The sequence below is a fragment of the Bradyrhizobium sp. PSBB068 genome (genome assembly GCA_016839165.1).
Classification (GTDB): Bacteria; Pseudomonadota; Alphaproteobacteria; order Rhizobiales; family Xanthobacteraceae; genus Bradyrhizobium.
In genome coordinates this window covers 4,700,864-4,715,722 of the sequence record CP069300.1, presented here as the reverse complement: position 1 = coordinate 4,715,722, position 14,859 = coordinate 4,700,864, and the positions used below count along the sequence as shown (strand labels likewise).

The following is a 14,859-nucleotide window of genomic DNA, read 5'->3' as shown; positions in this document are numbered from 1 at the left end:
TCCGGATCGCGCTCGCCTTCGTGCCGTGCGCGCGTTCAGCGCTGTTCTGGCGTGGTCGGCAGTGGTGCGACCGGCTCGGACAGCACCTCGGGCACCGTGGTGTTCAGTTGCAGCACAGTGGCGGCTGCAGGCACGGCGGCATCGGCCATCGCCGCATGACCTTCGGCGCTGGGATGCACCGCGCCGCCATACACCGCCGACAGGATGCCCCATGTCGCGTCGTGGATGTCGGTCGGCTGCATCGAGGACGGCAGGCCCTGCGGATAGGTCATCGCCGCGAAATAGCTGTCATTGGCGTCGCGGATCCAGCGCGCACGCGGCAGGTAGGCGCGGTATTCGCCGGCGCTGCGGCCGCATTTCAGCGGCTGGCTCGCCGCGGCGACGATGTCGGAGACGAAGCTGTCGCCGTTGGCGGCGAAGCAGTCGCGATCGAACTCCGGATCGCTCGAGGCGCGCGCGCAGAAGCCATGGCTTGCGAACGCGTCCTGATGCGCATCGACGAAGGTCATGCGGTCGGCCTGCGGATTGCGGCAGATGATGCCGGACTGGCACTGCGCGATCGCCTTGAGTTGCGGCAGGAACTCGTTCTGCACGAAGCTCGAGACCGAGGCGAGCCGCTTGGGATCGGCGTTGAACGAGGGATGGATCTCGAAGCCGGCGCGGCCGCCGGGGCAGGGCGCGCCGCCGCTGGCCAGCGCCGGATTGGCATAGGCCGTGTAGATCACGCGCGACAGGTCGCCGCCGACGAGCGGCTTCAGCGCATCGCGCAGCTTGGCGAAATCAGCCGGCAGGTCGCGCGCCAGCGCTGAACGCGCATCGTCGACGCTGGCCATCGAGCCGCCCTGGCTGAACAGCGTGCGTTCGGTCGGCGTGTCGACGATCACGTTGGCGACGAGGCCGGAGAAGTAGATGTCGTTGGCGCCGATCGACAGCAGCAAGAGATCGAGCGCGCGGTCCGGCTGCCGGCGCTTGGCGGCTGCGAGTGCCGTGCGCAGCTCGGCGATCTGGCCGTTGACGGTGCCCGAGCAGGTGTTGGCGGTTTTCGTCGGCAGACATTCGCGCGCCTGCTGCGAGCCGAGCAGCCCGTCGGCTATGGTCGCGCCGGTGCAGGCCAGCGGCAGATAGGTTACCGCGATGTGCGGATATTGCACGGCGAGCGCAAGCGCGGTGCGGGTCTGGTAGCTGTACAGCGAACGATGGCACGCCGAATTGAGCCACAGCGCGCTCTGGCGCTGCCAGTTGGTGAGGGTGTCCGGCGCTTCGCAGGCGCGGCCGCCTTTGTAGCCGGCGCGGCTCGGTCGGTAATATTGCGCGCCGCCGAGATAGGAGCGGAAACAGAACCCTTCGTCGGAGAGCGCGATCGGGCGATCGGGATTGCCTTCACCCGATGCGATGCTGTCGCCGAGGCCCGCGATCAGCAGATCGCGCACCGCGATCGGCGTCGTCACGCGCTGGTTGGCGTCCGAGCCGCTGGCGACGTCGACGGTCGCGACGGTGGTGCGGCCGTAGCGGACGCGCAGATTGACCGGTTCGGCGCAATCGAAGGTCGAGGATTGCGGCCCGTCGCCGTCGTCGAACGACCAGGCGCAGGTCGCGCCGACCGGAACCGGGCCGGTGAGCCGCACCACGATCGGGTGATCGATCGGCGTCAGATAGCTTTCCTTGACGTTGTCGCGGCTGCACGGCTCGCTGACGCGGCCCTGCAGGTCGATGCACAGCCGGTTGACCATGTTGCGCGCCCAGCCGCGGCCGTCGCTTTGCAGTTCCAGCGCCTGTTCCGAGGCCAGCACGCTGCGGCCGAGCCCGCTTTCGACATGCAGGCGGAAGTCGCGTTCCTCGCGGAACAGGCGGAAACGGTTGCGGACCTCCCAGGAGATCGAAAGCTGGTTATCCTGCGCCCTTGCGGCCGGAGCCGATACCGTTGCGAGCGCGCTGCCGAGCAGCACGCTGCAGGCCGTCACACGAAACGAAAATCGAACCAAAAAGCCAATCATGGCGCGGTTTGACGTGAGCGGTGCGGCGAAAATAAGAGAGGCGGCTGCGGGGATCAAAAAACCGGAATCGAAAACCCGGGTCGGGGGCAGATAACGTCGCTGTTACCGTTTCAGCTGCCTGATCCGCTGCTGCCGGCTTTCGATCGGTTGCCGCACGGTCGCCGAAGCCGTGCAGGCTTGGCTCAATCGCTTGCGTTCCTGCCAGGGCTGCACCACGTTCAGCCACAGCTCGCGCATGCCCATGATCGAGATCGAGATCCCGAACGGGATCAGGAAATAGAGGATGCGGAACACCACCAGCGTCGCCAGCAATTGTTCCTTGCTGAACTCCGGCAGCGCCACCAGCATCGCGGCGTCGAACACGCCGATCGAGCCCGGGGCGTGGCTTGCGAATCCGAGCAGGGTTGCCAGGATGAACACGACCGCCAGCGAGACGAAGTCGATATGCGGCTCGGTCGGCATCAAGAGATACATCGCGAGCGCGCAGAAGCCGAGATCGACCACGCCGATGAAGATCTGCAGCAGCGTCAGCTTGGCCGAGGGCAGCACCACCTTCCAGCCGTTCTGGCCGAGCTCGCGGCGCTTGTCGCCGGTCAAGAGCCAGACGAAATAGGCGCCGATGCCGGCAAGGCAGCCGAGCGCGATCAGCCGGTTCATCGCCGGCGGCAGCAGGTCCATCGCCGACGCCGCGGCCGGGTGCCAGGCCATGCCGAAGCCGAGCACGAACAGATTGCCGAGCCAGAAGGTCAGTCCCGACAGAAAGCAGATCTTGGCGACGTCGATGGCGGAGAGGCCGTAATCGGAATAGATCCGGAAGCGGATCGCGCCGCCGGTAAACACGGTGGCGCCGATATTGTGGCCGATCGTGTAGCTTGTGAAGCTCGAGAGTGCTGCGATGCGGTAGGGGACGTGGGTCTTGCCGATCGTGCGCAGCGCGAAGAAGTCATAGAAGGTGAGCGTGCAGAACGCTCCGACCACACAGAGCGCCGCGAGCGCGATCCGGTGCGGCGCGATGTCGGTCAGCGCGGTGAGGATGACACCGGTATCGACCCCCTTCAGGGTGTGGACCAGCGAGGTGATCGCCAGCGCGATGATCAATACACTCGCGGCGATTCCGAGCCGTTTCCAGCCGATCTTTTCCTTGAAACCACGCCCAAGCGTGGTCAGCAGCCGAAGCATTCATCCTCCCGGCGAGGCGGCAAATTTCAGTGGGACCCGGTCGCGAATGGCGACGGGTGACGGGCAAGCGCACCGTACGCGATGACCCATAAGGCAAAACCGATGCGTTGTGCAGCCCTTGACAAGCCAAGCTTCGGCTTCCGTCCGGCGTCATTGTCATACTGCCTACATATGTTCTCGCTGAGCGGAATGTGAGTCGCCGCCATGTCGGCGGCTGCGAACGGATCGCCGCTTGGTCCGCTGTTCAAGGCAAATTCGTCGGTTTTTTGCCGGTTTTGCCGCCGCAGCGTCGCGGCCACAGGGCTTCCGGAACAGAGCGAATGGACGATATGCGTCAGCATGGGGACGGCAGGGCCGGCTGCGGCGTTTACCAAAGCGTGAAGTCGATCCGCGCATGCGCGTGATCCGGCTGTGGACCGCCGTTGGGGCCGGAATGAGACGCCCGGAGGGCGGTCCGTAGGTCTATTGAGGCAAAACGCCGCGCAAGATGGCTGCGGCCACATGGCCCGCCCGGCGCGACGATGCCACACTTCGATCGATGGCGAAGTGTTCGGGGGAAGCGAAGGCCTATGTCTCGCATTGGTTGCCCAGAGCGAGGTCAAGACCATGCAACAGACATCCCTGAACCTCCGGCGCATGCCGGAGCAGCACGCGGCGTCGCAACGGCAGCCGGCCGGGCTCGCGGCGACGCTGACGCTGGCCGCGATGAGCCTCGGCTACGGCGTCGTGCAGCTCGACGTCACCATCGTCAACACGGCGCTCAACGCCATCGGCGGCTCGCTCGGCGGCGGCGTCGCCGAGCTGCAATGGGTGGTCAGCGCCTACACCATCGCCTTTGCGGCCTTCATCCTGACCGCGGGCGCGCTCGGCGACCGGATCGGCGCCAAGCGCATCTTCATGGCGGGTTTTGCGATCTTCACCGCGGCCTCGGTCGCCTGCGCGGTCGCGCCTGATGCCGCGACGCTGATCGCCGCGCGCTGCGTGCAGGGACTGGCCGCGGCGATCCTGGTGCCCAACTCGCTCGCGCTGCTCCGCCACGCCTATGCGGACGACAAGGCGCGGGGACGCGCGGTCGGCGTCTGGGCCGCCGGCGCCAGCCTTGCATTGACCGCCGGCCCGTTCGTCGGCGGCGCGCTGATCACGCTGGTCGGCTGGCGCGCGATCTTCCTGGTCAACCTGCCGATCGGCCTCGCCGGGCTGTGGCTCGCCTGGCGCTTTGCCGGCGAAACCGCGCGCCATCAGCAGCACCGGCTCGATCTGCCGGGGCAACTTGCGGCGATCGCCGCGCTCGGCACGCTGGCCGGCGCGCTGATCGAAGGCGGCGCGCTCGGCTGGAGCAGCCCGTTCGTGATCGCGGGCTTCCTGCTCGCCGGCGTGTTCTCCGTGCTGTTCGTCTGGCGCGAGGCGCGCGCCGCGCAGCCGATGCTGCCGCTCTCGCTGTTCAGTCATCGAATGTTCGCGCTGACCTCGCTGGTCGGCCTGCTGGTGAACGTCGCGTTCTACGGGCTGATCTTCGTGCTCAGCCTCTACTTCCAGCAGGTCAACCGGCTCTCGGCGTTCGCAACCGGGCTGGCGTTCGTGCCGATGCTCGGCGCGGTGCTGCCGGCCAACCTGATTGCGCCGCGTGTTGCGGAGCGGATCGGTGCGCCGGCGGCGATCGCGCTCGGCGCCGCGCTCTCGGCTGCCGGATGCCTGGCGCTGCTGTTCATCGGTCCCGGCACGAGCTATCCCGCGATCTGCCTGCAACTGCTCGCGATCAGCGGCGGCCTCGGGCTCCTGGTGCCGCCATTGACATCGACGCTGCTCGGCAGCGCCGAGCCGCAGCATGCCGGGATCGCGGCCGGGGTGCTGAATGCGACCCGGCAGACCGGCAGCGTGCTCGGTGTCGCGCTGTTCGGCTCGATGGTCGGCCGGTCCGCCGCCTTCATGGCCGGCCTGCATGCGGCTCTCGTGATCTCCGCCGGCGTCCTGCTTGCCGCCGCCGCGCTGGTCTGGATCGGCGCCTCATCACAAGCACGGCCCTGAGCGAGGCTTGCCCCTCACGGGCGGTCGCCGGATGGCCAAGGCTGCCGAGAAGGCTGAATTGCGTGTGAGGACAACGGTTTTTCTCGACGGTACTCCGTGCATTCAAGGCTTCTTCACCATGCGTGGAAGCTTGCTGCGGTGCGGTTACCGTTCGTACACGAATGCGCTTGTTCTTATGGGTCCATAACGGGGGCCTATATGTATCGCGTACTCACCTGTCTCACCCTGGAACATGACTGGCGGTTGGTCGTCCTTGGTGGGGTGATCTGCCTGCTCGCCAGCGCCGTCGCGATCAGCCTGTTTCACCGGGCCCGCGCCGCACAGGGCCGCGCCCGCGAGATCTGGATAGGCCTCGATGCGGCGGTCGGCGGTTGCGGCATCTGGGCCACCCATTTCGTCGCCATGCTGGCCTACGATCCCGGCATCGAGGCCGGGTACAACATTCCGATCACGCTGCTGTCGCTGGTGCTCGCGGTTGCGATCCTGGCGATCGGCCTGGCGGTCGCAACGCTCAACGAACGCTGGTGGACGGTCGCCGCCGGTGGCGCCATCGTCGGCGTCGGTGTCGCGGCGATGCATTACACCGGCATGCTGGGGCTGGAATTGCCCGCGCGCATCGTCTGGTCCCCCGGCATCGTCGTCGCCTCGATCGCATTTGGAAGCCTGCTTGGCGCGTTCGCGCTGGTCGTTGCCGCGCGCGGCGAGCGACTTGGCATCACCGCGGCCGCGACCGGTCTCCTGACCGTTGCGATCGTCTCGCATCATTTCACCGCGATGGGCGCCGTGACGCTCGTTCCGGATCCGACCATCGTTCCCGACGGGCTTTCGGTCTCGCCGCGCGCGCTCTCGTTGATGACCGCGGTTGCCGCCTTCGCGATCCTCGGGCTGTCGCTGATCGCCTCCATCCTCGATCGCCGCGCCAAGACCGAGCTCCACAAGCAGAAGGTGGTGCTCGATACCGCGCTCGAGAACATGTCGCAGGGGCTGTGCATGTTCGATGCCGATGGCCGCATCATGCTGTTCAACGAGCGCTACAGCGAGATCATGGGGCGCAATCGCGTGCCGTTGCAGGGGCGTCTGCTGATCGACGTCCTGCAGGACCTGCATTCCATCGGCGAGTGGGACGGCGATCCCACCGAGTTCTGCAATGCGCTTGTCGCCGAAGCCAGGGCCGGCAACGGCGCGACGCGGATCGTCAACCGCAATGACCGCGCGATCCGCGTCGTCGACCAGCCGATGAAGGGCGGCGGCTGGGTCGCGACTTTCGAGGACATCACCGAGTGGCAGCAGGCCCAGGAGCAGATTTCACATATGGCGCGGCATGACGCGCTGACCAACCTGCCGAACCGGACGCTGTTCCGCGAGCAACTCGAGAAGGCCTCGAGATTGGCCAAGCGCACCGACCAGGTGGCGGTGCTCTGCCTCGACCTCGATCATTTCAAGGAGATCAACGACACGCTCGGACATCCGATCGGCGATGCGCTGCTCCGCGAGGTCGCGCGCCGGCTCGGCGAATGCGTGACCGAGCACGACACCGTGGCACGGCTCGGCGGTGACGAATTCGCCATCGTGCAGTTCTGCAGCAATTGCGAACCGTCCGTGGTGTCGTCGCTGGCAAGCTACGTGGTCGAGCGGATCGCCGCGCCCTACGAGATCGAAGGCCACCAGCTCGTGATCGGCGTCAGCATCGGCATCTCGCTCGCGCCCGAGGACGGCAAGGATCCCGACGAGCTGCTGCAGAAGGCCGATCTCGCGCTGTACCGCGCCAAGGCCGACGGCCGCGGCACCTACCGGTTCTTCGAGACCGGGATGGATGCGCGCGCGCAGGCGCGCCGCCTGCTGGAGCGTGACCTGCGGCTTGCGCTCGAGCACGACGAGTTCGAGGTCTATTACCAGCCGATCCGCGACGTCGAGGGCGACCGGGTGGTCGCCTTCGAGGCGCTGGCGCGCTGGAATCATGGCCTGCGCGGGCTGATCGCGCCCAACAATTTCATCCCCGTCGCCGAGGAAACCGGACTGATCGTCCCGCTCGGCGAGATCGTGCTGCGCAAGGCTTGCTTCGAGGCCGCAGGGTGGCCCGCTGACATCGCGGTTGCCGTCAACCTGTCTCCGGTGCAGTTCAAGAATCCGAACCTGGTATCGTCGGTGCGGGCGGCGCTGGATGCGTCGGGCCTGTCGCCGGATCGGCTCGAGCTCGAGATCACCGAATCAGTGCTGCTGCAGAACAGCGAGGCGACGCTCGCGGTGCTGCACGAGCTGCGCGGCTTCGGCGTCCGCATCTCGCTGGACGATTTCGGCACCGGCTATTCCTCGCTGAGCTATCTGCGCAGCTTCCCGTTCGACAAGATCAAGATCGACCGGTCGTTCGTGACGGACCTTGCAACGCGCGAGGACTCGATGGCGATCGTGCGCGCGGTCACCGGTCTCGGCAAGAGCCTCGGCATCGTCACCACGGCCGAAGGCGTCGAGACCGATACCCAGTTCGACCTGCTGCGTCGGGAAGGCTGCACGCAGGCGCAGGGCTATCTGTTCAGCCCGCCGCGGCCGGCGGCTGACGTCGCCAAGATGTTGCGCCGGGCGCCGGAACGGTCGGTGGCCTGACTGGCTTCTTGTCGGACGCGGTTTCTTGACGCGAGCCGGCGTCCACTTGGCTCGGGCGCTGTTCACAAATTGGCAGCGTCCGCTTCGCACTTGAATGGCGACGATGAAACGGAGATGGTGGCATGTCGGCCTTGGGACCAGATGCGGGCTCTGCGACCGCTCAGATCGAAGACTGCGGTCCTGCCAGCCTCAGCGTACGGTTGCATAGAGCTCCATCGGATCCTGGAGTCCCTTGAGCGAGTGCTTTCCCCGCTCACTGAACTGCAGGCCTGAGCCAGAGACCAGGTCCTTCACGGTCCGCGATACGAGGACTTCGCCCGCGACGGCAGACGCGGAGATGCGTGATGCAATGTGGACCGCGATTCCCAGCACGTCGTTGTCTCCAGTTTCGATCTCGCCGGTATGCAGGCCGCAGCGGACTTCAATGCCCAGCAGCCGCACAGCATCAGCAATGGCGCAAGCACAGCGGACCGCGCGGGCGGGTCCGTCGAAGGTGGCGAGAAATCCGTCTCCCAGCGATTTCACCTCACGGCCCCGGTAACGTGCGAGTTCGCGCCTCACCGTAGCATGATGTGCGCCGAGCAGGTCATGCCAATGTTTATCGCCGACTTGCTCGGCGCGTGCCGTCGAACCGACGATGTCCGTGAACAGGACGGTTGCGAGCACGCGGTGGCTTTCGGCTTCCGAGACCGATCCGGTCAGGAACTCCTCGACGAAGTCGCCGATCTGCTCGTGAATGAAGAAGAGATGATCCTGTCCGGCCAACTCGATCCACTGCGCGCCGGGGATAGTCTGCGCAATGAAACGTCCGCACTCGACGGGGATAAGCGTATCATCCTTGCAATGGATCACGAGTGTCGGCACCCGAATCGAGGACAGAACGCCGCTGACGTCGGTTTCGGCGGCCATGCGAAGGACGGCAACTGTCGCGGCGGGGCTCCCGCCCAGTCGCTCAAAGCGACCCCACCATTGCTGCATGGCCTGGTCGCTTCGGCGTGACGGTGCCCAGACGGGCAGACTTACGCCGCTCCCCCAGGCTCGATCGATGTACTTTATGAGAGGCTTGAGGACCTCGTCGGAAATTGGGAAGCGCGCAAACGTGCCGTACAGCACCAGCCGCTGGCAACGTTCAGGATAGGTCGCGGCAAACAGCGCCGCCAAGCCCCCACCCTCCGAGACGCCCAGCAAGGCCGCGCTCTTGCTTGCCGCCGCGTCCATCACCGCGCGAACATCATCCATGCGCATGTCCAGTGACGGCATTTCGGAGACCGGGTCAGACAGCCCGGTCCCACGCTTGTCGAACATGATCACGCGGGCAAAGGTCCCGAGACGAAGGAGCCATCGGGCTAGATCTGGATGCTCCCAGTAGTTCTCGATGTGCGAGATGAACCCCGGCACAAATACGAGATCAATCGCGCCATCGCCAAAGACCTGATAGGCGATATGAACTTCGCCACTCTTGGCATAGCGCGTGACTGGCACCGCCATTGTACCCTCCGACGCTCCGGCCGATAGGTCCGTGCCACGGTATCGCGAAGCCGTACTTCTGAGAAGCCCCGGCCAGTTGTAATCGAGCGACGGTCGAATGGCGGCTTGGGGTCAAGGTGCGACATCCGAGCCTCGGAACCAAGTGTCCTCTCGGACTCGGAAATCTCGGCGATGGCCCCGGAGGTCAGCAACGGGCCATAAGCCGTCTGCCGCGGCCAAGCGGAGCGACATCCGCTCTACCTCCGAGTCCGAACGTTTACGAGTAGACGCGCTAGCTCTTCCTCAGCGCAAAATAGGCGCCGCAAAACGCCATCACGGCGCCGAGGCACAAAGCGGCGAGGCCGGCGAGCACGGCGGAGATGGTCGACACCGCGCTCGGTGCGGAGGCCGCCTGGCCGGCGCCGGCCAGCATCAGCACGCCGACGACGATCAGGAACTGCCGCATCCGCTGCGGGATCTGGCCGGCCACTGCGCTGTGCATCAGATTGGCGGTGAAATAGCCGCCCGAGAACCCGACGCTCGCGATCAGCCACCAGGCGATCGCCGCACCTGCCGGCATGAACTCGTGGCTGTCGGAACGCCACAGCCCGCCGAGATCAAGCCCATAGCGCGCACCGAGCATATGCACGGCCAGCGCCAGCAGCACGCCTGAAATCATCGCGCCGCCGAGGATGAGGTAACGCGGAAAATAGGTCGTCTCGGGCATGGCTCGCTTGTAGGATAGGCACGACACTCCATGCAAGCGCGCGGATGTGTCCGAACAGGCGGAACGGCAAATTGCCAACAACGTTGCAGGCGCGGTCGGAGGCAGGCGAGGGCGCAGCCGTGCGCTATGCCTACAAGGCCTCCTTGGTCGGCTCGGCGCACCAGTTCGAGCTGACCGATGAGGGGCTGTCGTGGCGGATCGCCGGCCGATCGGGCGTGTGGGACTATGCCGACATTTCCGCCGTGAAGCTGTCGTATCGCCCGGTGTCGATGCAGCAGCAGCGGTTTCGCGTCGACATCGACCATGCCAAGGGCGGGCGGATCGCGATCCTCTCGACCACCTGGCAGACCGCGACGCTGGTCGCGCCGCAGGGCCATCTCTATCGCGACTTCATCGTCGAGCTGCATCGCCGGATGCAGGCGGCCGGCAGCACGGCGAGGCTGGTCGGAGGTCTCGGGTCGAAGACATACACCGCGGCGCTGGCCGTGCTGGCGTGGCTTGCGGTGGCGATGGTCGGATTGCTGGTGATGGCGTTGATGACCGCGAACTGGACAGGCGCGCTGTTCCTGCTCGGCTTCGCCGCGCTGTTCACCTGGCAGGTCGGCGGCTTCGTCGGCCGCAACCGCCCGCGGCGCTACGGCTTCGATCAACTGCCCGACACGCTGCTACCCAAGCCGTTGCCCAAGCCGGATCGCAATCAAGCGCAATGAAACGTGACTTCGTGCATTGCCTCGTGCGCGGCATCGTCGGCGTGTGGTGTCGCGAACGGAACGGGCAGGGGCATGGATGATCGAAGCTTGCGGATGCCGTCCGACGACGAGATCGCCGCGATCAATGCCCGGCACCTGATCGAGACGCCGCTCAAGCCCGCCGATCTGCTGTTCGTGTTCGGCACCCGCGGCGATGTCGCCGAGCTGGTCGACGCGGCTGTCCGGCTCTGGCGCGACGGCTTCGCGCGCTGGTCGATCGTGAGCGGCGGCGTCACGCCGGGCGATGTCCGCTCGGAATGCGAGATCATCAAGGGCGCCATAGTCGCGGGCGGCGTGCCGGCCGAGCGGATCCTCGAGGAGCATCGCGCGCGGAACACCGGCGAGAACGTGATCTTCTCGCTGCCGGTGATCGACGCGGCGCTCGGGCTCGCCAATATCAGCAGCGTGATCTGTCTCGGCAATAGCTGGACCGCGCGGCGCTATCCCATGACGCTGCAGCGGCACTGGCCGGAGGTCGAGAAGATGCTGGTGACGGTGGATAGCTTTGCGGTCCCGCGCGCGCTCTGGCACACCGTTCCCGAATTTCGTCGCCGTGTCCTGACGGAATGGGACAAGATCGAGCCGTACTTGGTGCGGGGATTCATCGCGCGATGGCCGGTCGCCTGAAGCACGAATCTGCACGTTCTCGCCGGCCGGATTGTAAGCGGGCTGTAAGCAACCCGCTGTAACATTGCCGTACGATTTGCTTCTAGCTGGAGTGTCAGATGACAATCCGGATCCCCCTTCTCGCTCTTTGTCTCATGCTCTTGAGTGTCGCGCCGGCTGTTTCCAAGGGCGGCAGCGTCGGCAACAAGCATGATCTGGCTGATCCTCATCACATCGATTCTCTGCCCCTCGACGTGCGGCAATATGTTGCCGGAATTTGCAAAGGTACGCCGGTCGCGCAGCACGACTTTGCGACCTACTCGCCGCAAGAAAAGCGCTGGCGGATCAACCTCGAATATCTGCAATGCGGCGCGATCGGCGAGTATCGTCGAGGCAACCAGTGCCTGGATGTCGACTTCGTCGCCGACGGCGCGCATTTTCGTCTGGCCCGGAAGACGTATGCTGCCTGTGGTTTCTAGCGTGCATCATGGGATTGGCTTGAACCTAGATCGGCAGCGGAGGTTCACCTCTCCCTTTGGGAGAGGTCGGCGCGTAGCGTCGGGTGAGGGGTTACACTCTCTCGTTAGAGCTGCGCCCCTCACCCGATTTGCTTCGCAAATCGACCTCTCCCAAAGGGAGAGGTGAAGCGAGCGCCCGGCCGAAGCCTTTCGATCACAGTTCATCATGCGTTAGCGCTTCGACCACCAGGAATAGGCTGCTGCAAGCGCGGTGATCGCGAGCGCCACCAGAATCCAGTTCTGAACTGCCGTGCCGCTGACGAGCCAATCACCCATCGTTGATTACTTGAACACCCGGCGCGAAAACGCGATCCAGGCCAGGAGCACCGCAAATGTCGGAGGCACCCAGTTCTGAATGGGAAACCCGTAGATCATGAAATATCCCGTCAACAGGCTGCGCATCAGAGCCTCTTGCGCGCGATGCTACTGCCGGTCGCTGACGGGAGACTTACAGGGGGCGCTGATGCAAAATAAAGCCGGCCGGAGATCGAAGAAGGCCGGTCGCTCGGCACGGTGTCACTCCGTCGAGCGGTGTCACTCCGTCGAGTCGAAATCCTCTTCGGTCGCGCTCAGCATTCCCGCCAGTGTCCGCAGGCCGAGGTCGAGTTGCTCCATCGGCGGCGCGGCGAGTGCAAGCCGCACTGCATTGGGCGCGTGCCCGGGCGTGGCGGCGAAGGTCGTCGACGGCGTCAACGCGATATCGCGGCGCGCTGCGGCGGCGACCAGGGTCTGCGAGCGCCAATGCGGCGGCAGGGTCAGCCAGAGATGATAGGACTTCGGGTTGGTCTGGATCTCGAAATCGGCCAGATGCTTCGCCGCGATCTGCTGGCGGCGGCCGGCGTCGATCCGCTTCAGCCGTGACAGCTCGGCGGCGGTGCCGTCGGCCATCAGGCGCTGGCCTGCGGCAAAGGCGTAGCCCGACGCGGTCCAGCCGCCCGAGCGCACCGCGGCCATGATGCTTTCGCGCAGTCGCGGCGGCGACACGATGAAGCCGAGCGCGAGACCGGGCGCGACCTTCTTCGACAGGCTGTCGAGCACGATGCAGCTGTCGGGTGCGAGCGCGGCCAGCGGCATCTCGTCATCGAGGAAGCCGTAGACGCCGTCCTCGATCACGACGAGGCCGAGCTTCTCGATCACGCGCAGCAGCTCGGCGCGGCGCTCGGCCGGCATGGTGATGCTGAGCGGGTTCTGGATCGTGGGCTGGACGTAGAGCGCAGACAGATGCGCCTCGCGGTGCGCCTTTTGCACCGCATCGGGGCGGACGCCGTGCTCGTCCATCGCGAGCGGCACCAGCGAGATGCCGAGCCGCGCGGCTATGCCCTTCACGAACGGGTAGGTCAGCGCCTCAACGCCGCAGCGGCCGCCGGGCGGCACGACGGCGGCCAGCGCCGAGGCGATGCATTGCCGGCCATTGGCGGTGAACACGATCTGGTCGGGATTCGGTGCCCAGCTCTTGCGCGCCAGGAATTCCGAGGAGATCGTCCGCGCCGCCCGCGTGCCGTAACTGGTCGCCGGCCGCAGCGCGCCCTCGAGCACCTCGGGCCGCTCCAGCCCTTCGAGGCTCTTTGCGATCATGGTCGCCTGGTGCGGCAGCAGCGGATAGTTGAATTCGAGGTCGATGCGGGCGCCGCGCGGCTCGGGTGGGGCAGCATTGCCGCGGCGCGCCTCGCCCGACACGAAGGTGCCGCGGCCGACTTCGCCGACCACCAGCCCGCGCCGCAACAGCTCGGTGTAGACCCGGCTCGCGGTCGAGACCGCGATGTTGCGGTCATAGGCGAAATGGCGCTGCGGCGGCAGGCGGTCGCCCGCCTTCAGCGCGCCGCTGGCGATCTCGGCGGCCACCGCATCCGCCAGCTTCAGATATTCGAACCGCGACATTATTGCACCGAGAGCAATGTTTTCCTTGCTCCGAGCAATGTACCGGATCATTTAGGAGGGAACAAGCCCATGATTGCACCGAGGAGAGCGCAAGCAATCCGAGGTCACGACGGCGCAGGTGCTGAAACGGCATTTGCGTCAACGGCATAGCCTTGCCGTTTGCGCGTCGAAGGAGATGATAATGACGACGATGTCCTCAGCCGCCGCAGCGCCCGCGCGGTCCAGCATGGTGAGTGAATTGCTCCGATTGCTCCGCGTGTGGGGCGATGCACTCGCGACCTATTGGGTGCGCCGCGAGGCGATCAAGACGCTGCGCCAGCTCGACGACCGGACACTGCGCGACATCGGAATCTCGCGCTGCCAGATCGAGACCGCCGTGGCCGGCAACTTTGACCTCGAGCTGGTCCGGATCCGTTGAGCCGATCCCTTGCGGGCGAGGGGGCCGGGCGAGGAAGCGGCCGCCTGACTGCTTTGCATGGGGTTGTTTTCGATATTTCGGCAGCGGCGCGCTCCTGCCGCGGTCGTTGAGATGGTACGCGGTGCGGCCGGACCGATCGCGCTTCAGTGCCGCACCACCAGCACCGAGCATTTGGCGTAGCGCACCACGTGGCCGGCATTCGAGCCTAGGAAGTAGGTGCGCATCGCCGGGCGGTGCGAGGTCATCACGATCAAATCGGCCTTCATGGTCGCGGCCTCCTCGAGGATCTCGTGATAGATGCCGCCCTGGCGGACCACGCCCGAGATGCGCCCGGGCGCGATGCCGGATTCGCGCGCCACGATCGCCAGCGCCTCTTCCGATGTTTCACGCTGCTGGCTGTCGAAATCCGCCGGCACATATTCGGCGAGCATCACCGGCGTCATCGGCAGCACGTTGAGCAGACGCACCGCGCCGTTCCAGGTTTGCGACAGTGTCGCAGCGGTTGCGATCGCAGGCTTCGCCAGATCGGTATCGGCGAGGTCGATCGGCACGAGAATGGACTTGTACATCTGCGCCTCCTGTCCGCGATTGGTCTGGAGCCGTTTGGTCCCTGTGCCAGGGACGCGCGCCTTCTTTTTCTTGCAGTAGCTCGTGGTCGACGCGAACCGGTCCCCCTGTCGCGCATCGGCAATATAAC

At 65.8% G+C, this 14,859-nt stretch carries 13 protein-coding genes; 6 read left to right on the top strand and 7 right to left on the bottom strand.

Annotated features, from left to right (window positions below):
* Positions 1–35 precede the first annotated feature (35 nt).
* The 3 genes from JQ507_22045 to JQ507_22035 form a co-directional block, all read right to left on the bottom strand.
* Positions 36–1,994, bottom strand: a complete 1,959-nt coding sequence (locus JQ507_22045; GenBank protein QRI67644.1) for a hypothetical protein — start codon at positions 1,992–1,994, stop codon at positions 36–38.
* Between the two features lie 102 nt (positions 1,995–2,096).
* The gene (locus JQ507_22040; protein ID QRI67643.1) at positions 2,097–3,173 is read right to left on the bottom strand and encodes a UPF0104 family protein; all 1,077 of its coding nucleotides are present in this window, start codon (positions 3,171–3,173) and stop codon (positions 2,097–2,099) included.
* A gap of 26 nt (positions 3,174–3,199) precedes the next feature.
* On the bottom strand, positions 3,200–3,472 hold the full coding sequence (locus JQ507_22035) for a hypothetical protein (protein QRI67642.1): 273 nt from the start codon (positions 3,470–3,472) through the stop codon (positions 3,200–3,202).
* Positions 3,473–3,779: 307 nt separating this feature from the next.
* Here JQ507_22035 and JQ507_22030 point away from each other — a divergent pair, with 307 nt between their 5' ends.
* Together JQ507_22030 and JQ507_22025 are read left to right on the top strand one after the other, a co-directional pair.
* Positions 3,780–5,198, top strand: coding sequence for an MFS transporter (locus tag JQ507_22030; protein QRI67641.1), 1,419 nt, complete (start codon positions 3,780–3,782; stop codon positions 5,196–5,198).
* A 198-nt stretch (positions 5,199–5,396) separates the two neighbouring features.
* Entirely contained in the window at positions 5,397–7,799 is a 2,403-nt protein-coding gene (locus tag JQ507_22025) for an EAL domain-containing protein (protein ID QRI67640.1), read from the top strand.
* Positions 7,800–7,988: 189 nt separating this feature from the next.
* On the opposite strand, the gene JQ507_22020 is transcribed toward JQ507_22025, so the two are convergent.
* Both JQ507_22020 and JQ507_22015 read right to left on the bottom strand, forming a co-directional pair.
* Positions 7,989–9,287 carry an adenylate/guanylate cyclase domain-containing protein gene (locus tag JQ507_22020; protein ID QRI67639.1) on the bottom strand — a complete coding sequence of 433 codons (1,299 nt, stop codon included), beginning with the start codon at positions 9,285–9,287 and terminating at the stop codon, positions 7,989–7,991.
* 271 nt (positions 9,288–9,558) lie between these two features.
* Complete coding sequence (locus JQ507_22015; protein ID QRI67638.1) at positions 9,559–9,993, bottom strand: hypothetical protein; 435 nt, start codon at positions 9,991–9,993, stop codon at positions 9,559–9,561.
* An 83-nt stretch (positions 9,994–10,076) separates the two neighbouring features.
* Between JQ507_22015 and JQ507_22010 the strand changes: the two genes are divergently transcribed.
* The 3 genes from JQ507_22010 to JQ507_22000 all read left to right on the top strand — a co-directional run bounded on the left by JQ507_22010 (position 10,077) and on the right by JQ507_22000 (position 11,827).
* Positions 10,077–10,703, top strand: coding sequence for a hypothetical protein (locus tag JQ507_22010; protein QRI73457.1), 627 nt, complete (start codon positions 10,077–10,079; stop codon positions 10,701–10,703).
* A 72-nt stretch (positions 10,704–10,775) separates the two neighbouring features.
* Positions 10,776–11,369 (top strand): YdcF family protein, encoded by a 594-nt coding sequence (locus JQ507_22005; protein QRI67637.1) that lies wholly within the window; start codon positions 10,776–10,778, stop codon positions 11,367–11,369.
* 98 nt (positions 11,370–11,467) lie between these two features.
* Positions 11,468–11,827, top strand: a complete 360-nt coding sequence (locus JQ507_22000) for a hypothetical protein (protein QRI67636.1) — start codon at positions 11,468–11,470, stop codon at positions 11,825–11,827.
* A gap of 573 nt (positions 11,828–12,400) precedes the next feature.
* Here JQ507_22000 and JQ507_21995 read toward each other — a convergent pair.
* Positions 12,401–13,744, bottom strand: coding sequence for a PLP-dependent aminotransferase family protein (locus tag JQ507_21995; GenBank protein QRI67635.1), 1,344 nt, complete (start codon positions 13,742–13,744; stop codon positions 12,401–12,403).
* Positions 13,745–13,925: 181 nt separating this feature from the next.
* On the opposite strand from JQ507_21995, the gene JQ507_21990 reads away from it, so the two are divergent.
* Positions 13,926–14,162 carry a DUF1127 domain-containing protein gene (locus tag JQ507_21990; GenBank protein QRI67634.1) on the top strand — a complete coding sequence of 79 codons (237 nt, stop codon included), beginning with the start codon at positions 13,926–13,928 and terminating at the stop codon, positions 14,160–14,162.
* Between the two features lie 143 nt (positions 14,163–14,305).
* Here the strand turns inward: JQ507_21990 and JQ507_21985 are convergent, their stop codons facing one another.
* Positions 14,306–14,731, bottom strand: a complete 426-nt coding sequence (locus JQ507_21985; GenBank protein QRI67633.1) for a universal stress protein — start codon at positions 14,729–14,731, stop codon at positions 14,306–14,308.
* Positions 14,732–14,859 lie beyond the last annotated feature (128 nt).